The sequence below is a fragment of the Actinomadura verrucosospora genome (genome assembly GCF_039540335.1).
Lineage (GTDB): Bacteria > Actinomycetota > Actinomycetes > Streptosporangiales > Streptosporangiaceae > Spirillospora > Spirillospora verrucosospora.
In genome coordinates, this window is sequence record NZ_BAABEV010000006.1 from 1 (window position 1) to 15,820 (window position 15,820).

Genomic DNA, 15,820 nt, shown 5'->3' on the forward strand with positions numbered 1-15,820 from the left:
GGTGGTGGCCGCGGTCCGGGCGGCGGCGGTCGTCCCGGCGGCGGCAGCGGCGATCGCGGCCGCGGCGGCGGCGGTCGTCCCGGTGGTGGCGGCGGCTTCGGCGCGCCCCGCGCGGGTGCCGGCGGTCGTCCCGGTGGCGGCGGCTTCGGCCCCCGTCCCGGTGGCGGCGGTCGCGGTCGCGGCGGCACGCAGGGCGCCTTCGGGCGGCCCGGCGGGCGCCCGGCGCGCGGACGCAAGTCGAAGCGGGCGCGTCGTCAAGAGTTCGAGAACATGCAGGCGCCCGCCGTCGGCGGCGTCTCGGCTCCGCGCGGCAACGGCAAGACGATCCGGCTGCCGCAGGGCGCGTCCCTGACCGACTTCGCCGAGAAGATCGGCGCCAACCCGGCGTCGCTCGTCGCGATCATGATGCACCTCGGCAAGATGGTCACGGCGACCCAGTCGGTCGACCCCAACGACCTGATGGAGCTCGGGCTCGAGCTGGACTTCGACGTCCAGGTCGTCAGCCCCGAGGACGAGGACCGCGCGCTGCTCGAGTCCTTCGACATCGAGTACGGCGAGGACGAGGGCGGCGAGGAGAACCTCCAGTCGCGTCCGCCGGTCGTCACCGTCATGGGTCACGTCGACCACGGTAAGACCAAGCTGCTGGACGCCGTCCGGCACGCCAACGTGCAGGCGGGCGAGGCCGGCGGCATCACCCAGCACATCGGCGCCTACCAGGTCGAGACCGTCGTCGACGGCGAGGACCGCAAGATCACCTTCATCGACACCCCGGGTCACGAGGCGTTCACCGCCATGCGTGCCCGCGGTGCCGACACCACCGACCTGGTGGTGCTGGTGGTCGCGGCCGACGACGGCGTCAAGCCGCAGACCACCGAGGCGATCGACCACGCCACCGCGGCGGGGGTCCCGATCGTCGTCGCGGTCAACAAGATCGACGTCGAGGGCGCGGACCCGAACCGGGTCCGGGCGCAGCTCACCGAGTACGGCCTGGTCGCCGAGGAGTTCGGCGGCGACACGCAGTTCATCGACGTGTCCGCCAAGCAGGGGACCAACATCGACGGGCTGCTGGAGGCGATCGTCCTGACCGCCGACGCCACGCTCGACCTGAAGGCCAACCCCGACATGCCCGCCCAGGGCTCGGCCATCGAGGCCCACCTGGACAAGGGCCGGGGCGCCGTGGCGACCGTGCTGGTCCAGCGCGGCACGCTGCGGGTCGGCGACTCGATCGTCTGCGGCGTGGCCAACGGCCGCGTCCGGGCGATGCTCGACGAGAACGGCAACAGCGTCGAGGAGGCGGGCCCGTCCCGTCCGGTGATGGTGCTCGGCCTCGCGGCCGTGCCCGGCGCGGGCGACAACTTCCTGGTCGTCGAGGACGACCGCGTCGCCCGGCAGATCGCCGACAAGCGGGTCGCGCGCAAGCGCAACGCCGAACTGCTCAAGAGCCGTAAGAGCAGCTCGCTGGAAGAGCTGTTCAAGGACCTGGAGCGGGGCGAGCGGCAGGAGCTGCTGCTCATCCTCAAGGGCGACGTGTCCGGTTCCGTCGAGGCGCTGGAGGACTCCCTCCTCAAGATCGACGTGGGCGACGAGGTCAACCTGCGGATCATCCGCCGCGGCGTCGGCGCGATCACGCAGGACGACGTCAACCTGTCGCTGGCGTCCGAGGGCGCGGTCATCATCGGCTTCAACGTGCGGCCGGAGCGCAACGCGCAGGAGCTGGCCGACCGCGAGGGCGTCGACATCCGGTACTACTCGATCATCTACCAGGCGATCGAGGAGATCGAGGCGGCCCTCAAGGGCATGCTCAAGCCGGAGTTCGAGGAGGCCCAGCTCGGCACCGCCGAGGTCCGCGAGATCTTCAAGGTGCCGCGGATCGGCAACGTCGCCGGCTCGATGGTCACCTCGGGGATCATCCAGCGCAACGCCAAGGCCCGCCTCGTCCGCGACGGCGTCGTGGTCGCCGACAACCTCACGGTGTCGTCGCTGCGCCGCTTCAAGGAGGACGCGACCGAGGTCCGCGAGGGCTTCGAGTGCGGCATCGGTGTCGGGTACAACGACATCAAGCTCGGTGACGTCATCGAGTGCTTCGAGATGCGGGAGAAGCCCCGCGACTGAGGCGGACGGCAGGTCCGCGCGGCCCCTCGGGGGGCCGCGCGGGCGGCCGGCCCGGCGGCCCCTCCGGGCACGCCGACGATGTGATCGTTAAATGGGTGACCAAGCGCCAGGCGGATCTTCTAGCCTGGCGTCTGTCATGTCCGGGAACACGGTGGATGACCTCCGTCGTTCCATCTCTGATGACTTCGAGGTGATCGACCAGGTGTACGTGGGTGCGCTGACTCTCGACCTGCTGCTGGGGGACGTCCGCTCGCTGAAGCAGAAGCGGTCCGTCCTGCGTCCCGTCATCGCCGAGGTGCACAAGCACTTCCCGGCGGTGGCCGTCGCCGAGACCGGCGACAACGACCTCCACCGCAGGGCGGAGATCGGAGTGGCGGTGGTGTCGGGCACGGCGGCCAACTGCACCGAGGTCCTCGACCAGTGCGAGCGGCTCGTGGCCGGACGGCCGGAGATCGAGCTGCTGTCCGCCCGGCAGCGCCTGTACAGCAGCGAGGACTGACGGGCACGCGGGCGGGTCCCGCCCCACAATGAAGGAGCGGGAACCGACCTTCCCGCTCAGACCATAGAAAGGGAGTGCGATCATGGTGGACGCAGCTCGCGCGCGCAAGCTCGCCGACCGCATCCAGCAGATCGTCGCCGAGATGCTGGAGAGGCGGATCAAGGATCCGCGGCTCGGCTTCGTGACCGTGACGGACACCCGCATCACCAACGACCTCCGCGACGCCACCGTGTACTACACGGTGTACGGGTCGGACGGCGAGCGCGCCGAGACGGCCGCCGCTCTGGAGAGCGCCAAGGGCGTCATCCGGTCGGAGGTGGGCAGGAAGACGGGCGTCCGCCACACGCCCAGCATCACCTTCGTGATGGACTCCCTGATGGAGAACGCGGCGCACATCGACGACCTGCTGGCCCAGGCGCGCGCCAAGGACGCCGAGGTCGCGCGGGCCGCGCAGGGCGCGTCCCCCGCGGGGGACGCCAATCCCTACCGCGAGCCCGACTCCGACGAGGACGAGGACGACGACCTCGACGAGGACGAAGGCGGCTTCGACGAGCAAGACGCCGCGCGGGACGGTGAGGACGGCCGCTCCGGACGCCCGTCATCGTGAACGGCCCGGCCGAGACCGCGGCACGCGCCGTGCCCGGCGCATTCTGCAACCAGAGTGCCCGGTCCGGACAGGGCTCGCCCCCCGGCCAGGGTTCGCGCTCTGGGCCGGGTTCGCGCTCTGGGTCGGGCGTGGCGTCCAGATCCGATGGCCATGCCGAGGCCGGTGCGATGTCCGCGCCCGGCGTGCCGCCTGAGCCCGAGCCCGCGCCCGGCGTGCCGCCTGAAGCCGCGCCCGGCGGTCCGTCGGAGATGGGTGTTGCGGACGGGCGCGGCGCGCCGTCCAGGTCCGCCCTTCCGGCCGGGTCCGGCGGGGCGCCCGCCGCGCTCGACTGGGACCGCGCGGTCGAGCTGATCCGCGAGGCCGACGAGATCTGCCTCGCCTGCCACGTGGTCCCCGACGGCGACGCGCTCGGCTCGATGCTGGCGCTCGCCCAGGCGCTGCGCTCGTGCGGCAAACGCTGCCTGGCCTCGTTCGGGGAGCCGTTCGGCGTCCCGGCGATCCTGCGGTTCCTGCCGGGCCAGGAGATGCTGGTCGACCCGGCCCGGATGCCGCGCGCCCCGAAGCTGATGATCTCGCTGGACGCGGCGGGCCGGGCCCGGCTCGGCTCGCTCGCGGGCGCCGCCGACCGGGCCGGCGCTCTGATCGTCATCGACCACCACGCGTCCAACACCGGTTTCGGCGGCGTGCGGCTGGTCGACCCGGACGCCGCCGCCACGGCGGTGCTGGTCGAGGAGCTGATCCGCAGGCTCGGCGTGCCGCTCGACCGCGACATCGCCCAGGGCCTGTACGCGGGGCTCGCCAGCGACACCGGCTCGTTCAAGTACCCCTCCACGACACCCGAGGTCCACGACCTGGCAGGACGGCTGCTGACGGCGGGCGTCCGGCCGGAGACGGTCAGCCGGGAGCTGTGGGACCGGGCCCCGTTCGACTACCTGCAGGTCCTCGCGGGCGCGCTGGCGCGGGCCCGGCTGGAACGCGACGCCGCGGGCGGCCGCGGCCTGGTCTGGACGGCGATCGCCCGCACGGACCGGCGCGGCCTGCCGTACGAGCAGCTCGAAGGCGTCATCGACCAGCTGCGCCGGACCGACGAGGCCGAGGTCGCCGTCGTGTGCAAGGAGACCGACGACGGCCGCTGGTACTTCTCCGCCCGCTCCAAGGGCCACGTCGACCTGAGCAAGGTGTGCGCGGCGCTCGACGGCGGCGGTCACCGCGAGATGGCGGGGTTCGTCTGGGGAGGGCCGGTCGACGAGGCGCTCGACCGGTTGCGCGCCCTGCTGCCCTCCGACCATTGACCGGGGCGAAGCCGTGCCCTGGCGAGAACCTGCCAGGGCGTGGGGACGGCTAGAATCGCCGTCCTCCGTCCGCCCGCCGTCTTCGAGGTGAAGCAAGAGCATGGATTCGGGACTCGTCATCGTGGACAAGCCCGCCGGCTGGACGTCGCACGACGTCGTGGGAAAGATGCGGCGGCTGGCCAAGACCCGGCGGGTCGGGCACGCGGGCACGCTGGACCCGATGGCGACGGGAGTGCTCGTCCTCGGGATCGGGAAGGCCACCCGCCTGCTCGGGCATCTCGCGCTGACCCGCAAGGGCTACGACGCCACGATCCGGCTGGGCGAGTCGACCAACACCGACGACGCGGAGGGCGAGACCATCGCGACCGCGTCTGCCGAGGCCGTCACCGAGGAGGCGCTGCGGGCCGGCGTCGCGGAGCTGACCGGGACGATCCAGCAGGTCCCGCCGCAGGTCAGCGCGATCAAGGTGAACGGTGAGCGGGCCTACAAGATGGCCCGCAAGGGCGAGGACGTGGAGCTCGCCGCGCGCCCGGTGACCGTGGACGAGTTCACGGTGCTGGACGTCCGGCGGCACGGCGGCCTGATCGACGTGGACGCCTCGGTGGCGTGCTCGTCGGGGACCTACATCCGGGCGCTGGCCCGCGACCTCGGCGCCTCGCTCGGCTGCGGCGGCCATCTGACCGCGCTGCGCCGCACCCGCGTCGGGCCCTACGACCTGTCGATGGCGCGCACGCTCGACCGGCTCGCCGAGGAGCTGGAGATCCTGCCGATGGCCGAGGCCGTCGCGGCGGTGTTCCCGCGGCGGGACGTCTCCGACGACGACGCCCGCAAGGTCGCGCACGGCGGGCGGCTGCCGGCCGTCGGCCTCGGGCCCGGCCCGGTGGGCGTCTTCGCGCCGGACGGGACGCTGCTCGCGCTCGTCGAGGAGCGGGGCCCCGTCGCCAAGTCCCTCGCGGTGTTCGTCTCCTGACCCGGGGAGAGCGCGGTGCCGTCCCGTGGCGAGCATCACCGGAGGAACGGATGCGCCACCAACCTACGGTCGCGTAACCTACTTAGGCGTAGGTTCGTGAGGAGGTGTCCGTGACCACGGTGAAAGACGACCCCCCGGTGGCGTCCCCCACCCGGCCGCGACTGCGCGGCTGGCTGCACCTCGGCGCGTTCCCCGCGGTGCTCGTCGCGGGGCTCGTGCTGGTGGCGCTCGGCCCGAGTACGGAGGCGCGGCTGGCGTCGGCGCTGTACGTGGCGACGTCGGGAATGCTGTTCGGGATCTCGGGGACGTACCACCGGCAGCAGTCGCACCGGCTGATCGAGGTGCTCCGCCGCTTCGACCACGCCAACATCTATCTGATCATCGCGGGGACGTACACGCCGTTCGCCGTGCTGGCGCTGGACGGCGCCGTGCGCGTGGCCGTCCTCGCCATCGTGTGGACCGGGGCCATCGCCGGGGTCGTGTTCCGGACGACCTGGATCGGCGCTCCCCGCGCCCTCTACGTCGCCCTCTACATCGCGCTCGGCTGGGTGGCGGTGCTGTTCCTGCCGCAGTTCCTGTCCGGGGCGGGCCTGGCCGCCTGCCTCCTGGTCGCGGCAGGGGGGATCTGCTACAGCGTCGGGGGAGTGGTGTACGGGCTGCGCCGCCCCAACCCGTCCCCGAGCTGGTTCGGGTTCCACGAGGTGTTCCACGCCTGCACGCTGGCGGCCTACGTCCTGCAGTACATCGCGGTGTCGCTGGTCGTCTACCAGTCCGGCTGACGCCGTCCGCTGGATGCGCCAGGGGGCGGGTGCCGCACACCACGCCCCCTGGGTGCGACCAACCCCGCCCCCGCATGGCACTCTTGAGGACGGCAAAGAAGTACCTGACAGGAACGTCCTACGCAGGGAGAGCATGGTGCGGCGCTGGAATGGCCTCGACGAGGTTCCCGCAGACTGGGGCCGTTCGGTGATCACCATCGGGGTGTTCGACGGCGTGCACCGCGGCCACCAGCGGATCGTGGGCGCCGCCGCCGAGGAGGCGCGCCGCCGCGGGCTGCGCTCGGTGGTCATCACGTTCGACCCGCATCCGGACGAGGTCGTCCGGCCCGGCACGCACCCCCCGCTGCTCGCCTCGACCAGGCGCCGCATCGAGCTGCTGGAGGGACTCGGCACCGACGCGGTCGTGGTCGTGCCCTTCACGCTGGAGCTGTCGAAGGTGCCGCCGGACGAGTTCGTCCAGTCGGTGCTGGTCGACCGGCTGCACGCCGCCCACGTGATCGTCGGCGAGGACTTCCGGTTCGGGCACAAGGCCAAGGGGGACGTGGCGCTGCTGCGGGAGCTCGGCGAGAAGTACGACTTCACGGCCGAGGGCATGCCGCTGGTGGCCGACGGCGACACGATCTCGTCCACCTACATCAGGGGACGGCTCGACGCGGGCGACGTCGAGGCGGCGGCGCACGCGCTCGGCCGCCCGCACCGCGTCGAGGGCGTCGTCGTGCGCGGTCACCAGCGGGGCCGCGCGCTCGGGTTCCCCACCGCCAACCTGGAGACGCTGCCGCACACGGAGATCCCGGCGGACGGCGTCTACGGGGGCTGGCTGGTCTGCGACTCCGACCGCTACCCCGCCTTCCGCTGGCCGGCGGCGATCTCCATCGGGACGAACCCGACCTTCGAGGGCGCGGGGGAGCGGACCGTGGAGGCCTACGCCCTCGACCGCGACGACCTCGACCTGTACGGCGAGCACATGGCCGTCGACTTCACCGCCCGCATCCGCGACACGTTGAAGTTCGACTCCGTCGAAGCGTTGATCGAGGAGATGCACCGCGACGTGGCCCGAGCCCGCGAGATCACCTCCTGAGCCCGTCTCACGCCTCGCCGCGCTGACGCAGACCGCCTCGACCGTCGCGCGAGCGCGCGACCTGACCGGTGGGACGAAGCCGAAGGCGAGCCCACCGGGAAGCTCGCGAAGCGAGGTCGCGCTCGCCCAAGACCGGTCGAGGTGCGAGCCGCCAGGCGAGCACCTCGGGCCGGGCTTGCAGCCAACACGCCGTGGTACGGTGAATAGTCGCCGGGAAGGGCCCCGGCGCGGCTGGCTGCACCCTCATGCGGCCCGCCACCCTCTTCAACACGCACCATGCGGACCCGTGCGCCCACCGGGCCTGGATCTGCGGGTGACGAATCCATCGAAGGAGCCACGTGTCGCTCGACACCGCCACCAAGAACCAGATCATCGCCGAGTACGCGACCACTGAGGGTGACACCGGATCCCCGGAGGTCCAGGTCGCGCTGCTGACGCGCCGTATCAACGATCTGACCGAGCACCTCAAGGAGCACAAGCACGACCACCACAGCCGCCGCGGCCTCCTGCTGCTGGTCGGCCGTCGTCGCCGGCTCCTGAAGTACCTCGCGAACAAGGACATCAACCGCTACCGGCAGCTGATCGAGCGACTCGGGCTGCGGCGCTAGCAGGGTGAGGGAGTGGCCCGCCGGGCCACTCCCTTCCTTTTACGGTCGGCGGGCCCACCGGGCCCCGACCCCAATTTCAGACAAGCCTCGCGGACACCGCTGGTGCGGGCCGGTCCTCGGTAGTGGCTTCCGGATCCGTTCCGCCGCGTCGGCGGCGCTCTCGATCCGGGTGCTTCGATCGAAGACCGGCAGCGTGACAGCCAACGGGAAACGGCCGCGAGGACCGAAAAGGAACCCATGAGGAGGTTTCCCGTGACAGAAGCCGTGCGCATCGACGGTGCGCAGACCACCGAAGCCGTGATCGACAACGGCACGTTCGGCACCCGCACCATCCGCTTCGAGACCGGCCGGCTGGCCCGGCAGGCGGCCGGCTCCGCCGTCGCCTACCTCGACGACGAGACGATGGTGCTGTCGGCGACCACCGCGTCCAAGAAGCCCAAGGACAACCTGGACTTCTTCCCGCTGACCGTGGACGTCGAGGAGCGGATGTACGCCGCAGGGCGCATCCCGGGCTCGTTCTTCCGCCGCGAGGGGCGTCCGTCCGAGGACGCCATCCTGACCTGCCGGCTGATCGACCGGCCGCTGCGCCCGTCGTTCGCCAAGGGCCTGCGCAACGAGATCCAGGTCGTCGAGACGATCATGGCGCTGCACCCCGACCACCTGTACGACGTCGTGGCGATCAACGCCGCCTCGATGTCCACGCAGCTGGCGGGCCTGCCCTTCTCGGGCCCGATCGGCGGCGTGCGCGTCGCGCTGATCGACGGTCAGTGGATCGGCTTCCCGACCCACCCCGAGCTGGAGCGCGCGACCTTCGACATGGTCGTGGCCGGCCGCGTGCTGGCCGACGGCGATGTCGCGATCATGATGGTGGAGGCGGAGTCCACCCGCGACACCATCAAGCTCGTCGGCGAGGGCGCGACCGCGCCCACCGAGGAGACCGTCGCCGAGGGCCTCGAGGCGGCCAAGCCGTTCATCAAGGCGCTGTGCAAGGCGCAGAGCGACCTCGCGGAGGTGGCCGCCAAGGAGACCGCCGAGTACCCGATCTTCCTGGACTATCAGGACGACGTGCTCGCCGCCGTCACCGACGCGGTCAGCGGAGACCTGGCGCAGGCGCTGACCATCGCCGGCAAGCAGGAGCGCGAGTCCCGGCTCGACGAGATCAAGGCGGCCGCCGCCGAGAAGCTCGCCGAGCAGTTCGAGGGGCGCGAGAAGGAGATCTCCGCCGCCTACCGCGCCCTCACCAAGAAGCTGGTCCGCGAGCGCGTGATCCGCGACGGGCTGCGCATCGACGGCCGCGGCCTGAAGGACATCCGCCAGCTGACCGCCGAGGCGCACGTCATCCCGCGGGTGCACGGCTCGGCGCTGTTCGAGCGCGGCGAGACGCAGATCCTCGGCGTGACGACGCTCAACATGCTCCGCATGGAGCAGACGATCGACACGCTGAACCCCGAGCGCACCAAGCGCTACATGCACAACTACAACTTCCCGCCGTACTCCACCGGCGAGACCGGCCGGGTCGGCTCCCCGAAGCGCCGCGAGATCGGTCACGGCGCCCTCGCCGAGCGCGCCCTGATCCCGGTGCTGCCCTCGCGCGAGGAGTTCCCGTACGCGATCCGGCAGGTGTCGGAGGCGCTCGGCTCCAACGGCTCCACCTCGATGGGCTCGGTGTGCGCGTCCACCATGTCGCTGCTGGACGCGGGCGTCCCGCTCCGGCAGATGGTGGCGGGCATCGCCATGGGCCTGATCAACGAGGGCGACGAGTACGTCACCCTGACCGACATCCTCGGCGCCGAGGACGCGTTCGGCGACATGGACTTCAAGGTCGCCGGCACCCGTGACCTCATCACGGCGCTGCAGCTGGACACCAAGCTCGACGGCATCCCGGCCTCGGTGCTGGCCGCCGCGCTGAAGCAGGCCAAGGGCGCCCGCCTGGCGATTCTGGACGTGATGCAGGAGGCCATCGAGGCGCCCGCCGAGATGAGCCCGAACGCGCCGCGGATCATCACGATCAAGGTCCCGGTCGACAAGATCGGCGAGGTCATCGGCCCCAAGGGCAAGATGATCAACTCGATCCAGGACGACACCGGCGCCGACATCACGATCGAGGACGACGGCACGATCTACGTCGGCGCCACCGACGGGCCGTCCGCCGAGGCCGCGCGGCAGGCGATCAACTCGATCGCCAACCCGCACATGCCGGAGGTCGGCGAGCGGTTCCTCGGGACCGTCGTCAAGACCACCACGTTCGGCGCGTTCGTGTCGCTGCTGCCCGGCAAGGACGGCCTGCTGCACGTCTCGCAGATCCGCAAGCTGCACGGCGGCGCCCGGATCGAGAACGTCGAGGACGTGATGGGCGTCGGCGAGAAGATCCAGGTCGAGGTCACCGAGATCGACCAGCGCGGCAAGCTGTCGCTGGTGCCGGTCGAGGTGGTCGAGCGCGAGGCCGCCGGGAAGGCCGAGACGGACGGCGGCGACGAGCCCGCCTCCGCCCCGGCGTCCGGTGACGGCGGCTCCGGCGAGCGCCGCGACGACGGCGACCGGCGCGGTCCGCGGCGCCGCCGCACCCGCCGCGGGTCCGACGATGACGCCGGCCAGCGCAACTCCTGATCAGAACCCATGACCGGCCGGCCGGATCCGCAGCGCGATGAGGCTGCGGACCGGCCGGCCGGCCGCTTTCCCCCGACGGAATGTGAGCCACACGTGACCCTGCCGGCGCGGGCGCAGGAGCCCGGCACCACCACCACGATCCACTCCGACGGCGCCGGCGCGGTCCGCCGCACCGTCCTGCCCGGCGGGCTGCGGATCATCACCGAGACGATGCCGACCGTGCGTTCCGCGGCGTTCGGCGTCTGGGCGGCGGTCGGCTCCCGCGACGAGGCCCCCGCCGACGCCGGGGCCAGCCACTACCTCGAGCACGTGCTGTTCAAGGGCACCAGGCGGCGGTCGGCGCTGGAGATCTCCGCGGCGATCGACGCGGTCGGCGGCGACCTCAACGCGTTCACCGCCAAGGAGTACACCTGCTACTACGCGCGGGTCCTGGACTCCGACCTGCCCCTCGCGGTGGACGTGGTCTCCGACATGGTGGCGGCGTCGCTGAACCGGCCCGAGGACGTCGAGGCCGAGCGCGGCGTGATCCTCGAAGAGATCCACATGCGCGACGACGACCCGGGCGACCTGATCCACGACGAGTTCTCCACGGCGCTGTACGGCGACACCCCGCTCGGGCGTCCCATCCTCGGCACCGAGGAGTCGATCAACGCGCTGTCCCGGGACCGGATCCACGGCTACTACCGGCAGCACTACGTCCCGTCGAACCTGGTGGTGTCGGTGGCGGGCAACATCGACCACGACGAGACGGTCCGGCTGGTGTCGGCGGCGTTCGCCGAGCACCTGCACGGCGACGCCGCGCCCGCCGCGCCGCGGCTGAACGGCGCGCCCGTCCCGCTGGACCCGCGCAGCGTGGTGATCGACAAGGACACCGAGCAGGCGCACATCATCATCGGCGGCGCCGGCACGTCCCGCACCGACGAGCGGCGGTTCGCGCTCGGCGTGCTGAACGCGGCGCTCGGCGGGGGCATGTCGTCCCGGCTCTTCCAGGAGATCCGCGAGAAGCGCGGGCTGGCGTACTCCGTCTACAGCTACACGGCCCAGTACGCCGACTCCGGCGTGTTCGGCGTCTACGCGGGCTGCCAGCCGGCCAAGGCCGAGGAGGTCCTGTCGATCTGCCGGGACGAGCTGGCCAAGGCCGCCGACGGTCTGGACGACGAGGAGCTGGAGCGCGGCAAGGGCCAGTTGCGCGGCGCCATGGTGCTCGGCCTGGAGGACACCGGCTCCCGGATGAGCCGCATCGGCAAGAGCGAGCTGGTCTACGAGTCGCTGCTGCCGGTGGACGAGGTCCTGGCGCGCATCGAGGCGGTCACGCCCGACGACGTCCGCGCCATCGCCCGCGACGTGCTGGCAGGCCCGCAGGCCCTGACCGTGATCGGCCCGGTGGGGGACCGCGAGTTCGGAGCCTGACGCACCGCTCACTTGTTAAACGGACCAGGGTCCGCTAATCTCCGAGGAGTAAGCGGACCTTGGTCCGTATTTTCTGGTGAGAGGACCCTCATGTCCCGTCTGCTGCACATCTCCGCGTCCCCGCGGGGCGCCGCGTCCGAGTCGCTGGCGCTGGCCGACGCGTTCCTCGACGCCTACCGCGAGACCCACGGCGACGCCGTCGACCACCTCGACCTGTGGGAGGCCGGCCTGCCCGCGTTCGGCCCCGCCGGAGCCGGCGCCAAGATGACCGTGCTCGCGGGGAACGAGCCGTCCGGCGCGGAGGCCGCCACGTGGCGGGCCGCCCGGGAGGTCTTCGAGCGCTACGACTCCTACGACCGCTACCTGTTCAGCGTCCCGATGTGGAACTCCAGCGTCCCGTACATCCTCAAGCAGTTCATCGACGTGGTCTCGCAGCCCGGCTGGGTGTTCCGCTTCGACCCCGAGAAGGGCTACAGCGGCCTGCTGAAGGGCAAGAAGGCCGCCGTCGTCTACACCAGCGCCGTCTACGGGGAGGGCCGCGGGCCCGCGTTCGGCCGCGACCACCAGGCCCCGTTCCTGGAGGGCTGGCTCCGCTGGACGGGGATCACCGACATCGGCACCGCCGAGTTCCGCCCGAACCTCGCCACCGCCGACGCCGAGACCGGGCGCCAGACCGCGCACGCCGAGGCGCGCGAGCTGGGCAAGCGCTTCTGACGATAGGCTCGGGGCGACGCCAACCGGGAGGAACACGTGACAAAGGTCGGGGTGCTGGGCGCGCAGGGCCGGATGGGCGCCGAGGTGTGCCGCGCCGTCGAGGGGGCCGACGACATGGAGCTCGTCGCCGCCGTCGACCAGGGCGAGGCGCTCGACGCGCTGGCGGCCGCCGAGGTCGTCGTCGACTTCACCCACCCCGGCGTGGTCATGGACAACCTTCGGTGGTGCGTCGAGCGCGGCCTGCACGCCGTCGTCGGCACCACCGGCTTCGACCCGTCCCGGCTCGACACGGTCCGCTCCTGGCTGACCGAGGAGTCGTCCGGGAACGTGCTCATCGCCCCGAACTTCGGGATCGGCGCGGTGCTGATGATGCACTTCGCTCAGAAGGCGGCCCCGTTCTTCGAGTCCGTCGAGATCGTCGAGACGCACCACCCGAACAAGGCCGACGCCCCGTCCGGCACCGCCTACCGCACCGCCGAGCTGGTCGCCGCCGCCCGCGCCGAGGCGGGCGTCGCCCCGTCCCCGGACGCCACCACCTCCGGGGTCGAGGGCGCCCGCGGCGCCGACGTGGACGGCGTCCGCGTGCACGCCGTCCGCATGTCCGGCGCCGTCGCGCACCAGGAGGTCGTCCTCGGCGGCCACGGCGAGCTGTTCACCATCCGGCACGACTCGATGAACCGCGAGTCGTTCATGCCCGGGGTGCTGCTCGCCGTCCGCAGGGTCCCCGAGCTCGAACGCCTCACGGTCGGCATCGAGGCGCTCCTCGGCCTGTGATGGACTTCGACGCCGAACCCTGGGACTACCTCGCCGCGTCCGAGGCGATCGACTTCGAGCACCCGCTCGTCCAGTCGATCGCCGCGGAACTGCGCACCGGCGACGACATCGCCTACGCGCGGGCGGCCTTCGACTACGTCCGCGACCGGATCCCGCACTCCATGGACACCGGTGACACCCGCGTCCCGTGGCGGGCCTCCGACGTCCTGGAACAGCGCACGGGCCTGTGCTTCGCCCAGTCCCACGCCTACGTCGCCCTCCTGCGCGCGGGCGGCGTCCAGGCCGGACTGTGCTACCAGCAGCGCCCCGGCTTCGTCCACGGCCTGGCCGCCGCCCTCGTCGACGACCTGTGGGTCCGCCTCGACCCCCGCGACCCGGGCGTGCGCTTCTCCGCCTCCGCCGACGCCCTGGCCTACCCGGACGACCCGATCCTCCCGACCGTCCACGCGGCCCCGCACCCCACCGTCCTCGCCGCCCTGAAGGGCATGACGACCCTCACCGTCTCGGCCCTCCCCGCTACCCTGGATCAGCCGGAGTAGACGAGGTCGAGGGCTGCGAGGCGGTCGGGGTCGGCCAGGATGTCGATCGCGGTGACCCGGCCTTCCACGACCGTGAAGGCCAGGACGGACTGCGGGCGCCCCTCCTCGAACCAGACGATCCCGGCGGTCCCGTTGACCAGGGCGTCCATGACCTGCCCGGGGGTCGTCCTGCGGAACCTGATGGCCTGCCCGGCGACGTTCTCGGCGCCGACGACCTGCGTCCAGCCGCCGGGGATGGCGCCGACGTCGGCGCGGAGCACCACGTCCGGGGCGAGGACCGCGACGAGCGCCTCGAAGTCGCCCCCGTTGGCGGCCGCGTTGAAGGCGTCGACGACGGCGCGCTGGCGGGCCGGGTCGCGTTCGGGATCGGGGGCCGTGCCGCGCACCCGGCGGCGGGCGCGGCTGGCCAGCTGGCGGGCGGCGGCGGGTGAGCGTCCCACGATGTGCGCGATCTCCTCGAAAGGCACGCCGAACGTGTCGTGCAGGACGAACGCCAGCCGCTCGGCAGGGGTGAGGGACTGCAGGACCACCAGGAGCGCGAGACCGACCGAGTCGGCCACCAGCGCCTCGTACTCGGGGTCGGGGGAGGTGGCGGCGCTGACGACCGGGTCGGGCAGGCGTTCCTCCAGCGGGTCCTCGCGACGGGACGTGCGCGAGCGCAGCATGTCCAGGCACACCCGTCCCACGACGGTCGTGAGCCAGCCGCCCAGGTTCTCGATGTCGTCCGAGTCGGACCGGCTGAGCTTCAGCCAGGCCTCCTGGACGGCGTCGTCGGCCTCCGCGAGCGAGCCCAGCATCCGGTAGGCGACGGCCTTCAGATGCGTGCGGTGCCCCTCGAACCGCTCGGCCAAAAACTCGCGCTCGTCCATCACGTCCCCCTCTATGCCACTAGGTCATCACACTGACGGACCCCGCGGCCCGGATGTGACCGGGCTTGTGCGCAGACCGGAGCGCGCCTAGCGTCGCCAGGTGGATGCGACTTTCGCGCGGAAGATGTGGAAGGCCATAGAGCCGCTGCACGCGGTGACGTACTTCGCCGAGGAATGCCGGACGGCCAACAAGGACGTCGGCCTCAAGGGCTTCTGGATGGGCTACTTCGGGAGCCGCGGAGCACCACTCGGCCGGGTCTCCGCAGGGACGATCGAGGCGACCTTCTTCGGCTTCCACCCGTCCCGCGTACGGCGAGCCGTCCCCGACGCGTGGAGTTTCGCGTCCCCTGAGAGCATCCTCCAAGCGCGAAGCGACGCCGCGGCGCGTGCCCTTCGCAGGGCCTTCCCCGGCATCGAGGACGTTGCGTTGAAGGCCGCGCCGCTCCTGCAAGAAGTCGTGATGGCGGCGGACGGCTCCGGCCGCCCTCTGTTCGCGGCCAACCGTGACCTGCCCGTCCCAGAGGACCCGGTAGAGGCGCTCTGGCAGGCGACCACGTCCTTGCGCGAGCACCGAGGTGACGGACACGTGGCCCTTCTCACCGCCGAGGGCCTGAGCGGCCTGGAAGCGAACGTCCTGGCGTCCGCCCTGGGCGTGGTGCCTGCCGAGCGATTCCATGAAAGCCGCGGCTGGTCGCCCGAGGAGTGGGCGGAGGCGACCGAAGCACTCACCCAACGCGGCCTCGTGGCCGAGACAGAGGCGACAGAAGCCGGACGCGCCCTGAAAGCACGAATCGAGCGGCGCACCGACGAATTGGCAGCAACCCCCTACGCCGTCCTGAGCGACCCCAGCACCCTGTACGAGTGGCTCCAGCCAGCCTCCAAGGCCCTGGCGAACGAGATGCCGTTCCCCAACCCCATAGGCCTCCCCCGACCCGCTTAGAGCGTCCTCAGAGCCAAGACCT

General features: G+C 71.8%; 15 protein-coding genes. 14 read left to right on the forward strand and 1 reads right to left on the reverse strand.

Translation table 11 applies throughout. From position 1 onward, the window contains the following. The 13 genes from infB to ABD944_RS08885 all read left to right on the forward strand — a co-directional run. The coding region (infB, locus tag ABD944_RS08825; protein ID WP_345174201.1) for a translation initiation factor IF-2 at positions 1-2,112 on the forward strand (2,112 nt) is incomplete at its 5' end. A 190-nt stretch (positions 2,113-2,302) separates the two neighbouring features. Next, positions 2,303-2,611: a DUF503 domain-containing protein gene (locus ABD944_RS08830; protein ID WP_345174204.1), complete on the forward strand. Its 309-nt coding sequence runs from the start codon at positions 2,303-2,305 to the stop codon at positions 2,609-2,611. Between the two features lie 82 nt (positions 2,612-2,693). Continuing rightward, positions 2,694-3,218, forward strand: coding sequence for a 30S ribosome-binding factor RbfA (rbfA, locus tag ABD944_RS08835; RefSeq protein WP_345174206.1), 525 nt, complete (start codon positions 2,694-2,696; stop codon positions 3,216-3,218). Positions 3,219-3,466: 248 nt separating this feature from the next. Continuing rightward, the gene (locus ABD944_RS08840; protein ID WP_345174208.1) at positions 3,467-4,510 is read left to right on the forward strand and encodes a DHH family phosphoesterase; all 1,044 of its coding nucleotides are present in this window, start codon (positions 3,467-3,469) and stop codon (positions 4,508-4,510) included. Between the two features lie 100 nt (positions 4,511-4,610). Next, positions 4,611-5,480, forward strand: coding sequence for a tRNA pseudouridine(55) synthase TruB (gene truB / locus ABD944_RS08845; protein ID WP_345174209.1), 870 nt, complete (start codon positions 4,611-4,613; stop codon positions 5,478-5,480). A gap of 110 nt (positions 5,481-5,590) precedes the next feature. After that, a complete protein-coding gene (gene trhA / locus ABD944_RS08850; RefSeq protein ID WP_345174210.1) occupies positions 5,591-6,259 on the forward strand; it encodes a PAQR family membrane homeostasis protein TrhA in 669 nt (222 codons plus the stop codon). 136 nt (positions 6,260-6,395) lie between these two features. Beyond that, entirely contained in the window at positions 6,396-7,337 is a 942-nt protein-coding gene (locus ABD944_RS08855) for a bifunctional riboflavin kinase/FAD synthetase (protein WP_345174213.1), read from the forward strand. 338 nt (positions 7,338-7,675) lie between these two features. Next, positions 7,676-7,945 (forward strand): 30S ribosomal protein S15, encoded by a 270-nt coding sequence (rpsO, locus tag ABD944_RS08860; protein WP_067792110.1) that lies wholly within the window; start codon positions 7,676-7,678, stop codon positions 7,943-7,945. A gap of 237 nt (positions 7,946-8,182) precedes the next feature. Beyond that, the gene (locus ABD944_RS08865) at positions 8,183-10,552 is read left to right on the forward strand and encodes a polyribonucleotide nucleotidyltransferase (RefSeq protein ID WP_425550303.1); all 2,370 of its coding nucleotides are present in this window, start codon (positions 8,183-8,185) and stop codon (positions 10,550-10,552) included. A 93-nt stretch (positions 10,553-10,645) separates the two neighbouring features. Continuing rightward, entirely contained in the window at positions 10,646-11,962 is a 1,317-nt protein-coding gene (locus tag ABD944_RS08870; protein ID WP_345174215.1) for a M16 family metallopeptidase, read from the forward strand. Positions 11,963-12,052: 90 nt separating this feature from the next. Then, positions 12,053-12,676, forward strand: coding sequence for an FMN-dependent NADH-azoreductase (locus ABD944_RS08875; RefSeq protein WP_345174217.1), 624 nt, complete (start codon positions 12,053-12,055; stop codon positions 12,674-12,676). A gap of 36 nt (positions 12,677-12,712) precedes the next feature. Continuing rightward, positions 12,713-13,450, forward strand: a complete 738-nt coding sequence (gene dapB / locus ABD944_RS08880) for a 4-hydroxy-tetrahydrodipicolinate reductase (RefSeq protein ID WP_345174218.1) — start codon at positions 12,713-12,715, stop codon at positions 13,448-13,450. Continuing rightward, positions 13,450-13,989, forward strand: a complete 540-nt coding sequence (locus ABD944_RS08885) for a transglutaminase-like domain-containing protein (protein ID WP_345174219.1) — start codon at positions 13,450-13,452, stop codon at positions 13,987-13,989. Before dapB ends, ABD944_RS08885 begins: the two co-directional genes overlap by 1 nt. Here ABD944_RS08885 and sigJ read toward each other — a convergent pair. Next, positions 13,977-14,858, reverse strand: coding sequence for an RNA polymerase sigma factor SigJ (sigJ, locus tag ABD944_RS08890; protein WP_345174222.1), 882 nt, complete (start codon positions 14,856-14,858; stop codon positions 13,977-13,979). The two genes, ABD944_RS08885 and sigJ, sit on opposite strands and share 13 nt — an antisense overlap. A gap of 100 nt (positions 14,859-14,958) precedes the next feature. On the opposite strand from sigJ, the gene ABD944_RS08895 reads away from it, so the two are divergent. After that, positions 14,959-15,798, forward strand: a complete 840-nt coding sequence (locus tag ABD944_RS08895) for an SCO6745 family protein (protein WP_345174223.1) — start codon at positions 14,959-14,961, stop codon at positions 15,796-15,798. Positions 15,799-15,820 lie beyond the last annotated feature (22 nt).

Bases quoted from the DNA above. Each gene is read 5' to 3' on its own strand.
- rbfA (WP_345174206.1), top strand. From the start codon at position 2,694: ATGGTGGACGCAGCTCGCGCGCGCAAGCTCGCCGACCGCATCCAGCAG.
- ABD944_RS08840 (WP_345174208.1), top strand. From the start codon at position 3,467: ATGGGTGTTGCGGACGGGCGCGGCGCGCCGTCCAGGTCCGCCCTTCCG.
- truB (WP_345174209.1), top strand. From the start codon at position 4,611: ATGGATTCGGGACTCGTCATCGTGGACAAGCCCGCCGGCTGGACGTCG.
- ABD944_RS08865 (WP_425550303.1), top strand. From the start codon at position 8,183: ATGAGGAGGTTTCCCGTGACAGAAGCCGTGCGCATCGACGGTGCGCAG.
- ABD944_RS08875 (WP_345174217.1), top strand. From the start codon at position 12,053: ATGTCCCGTCTGCTGCACATCTCCGCGTCCCCGCGGGGCGCCGCGTCC.
- ABD944_RS08885 (WP_345174219.1), top strand. From the start codon at position 13,450: ATGGACTTCGACGCCGAACCCTGGGACTACCTCGCCGCGTCCGAGGCG.
- sigJ (WP_345174222.1), bottom strand. From the start codon at position 14,858: ATGGACGAGCGCGAGTTTTTGGCCGAGCGGTTCGAGGGGCACCGCACG.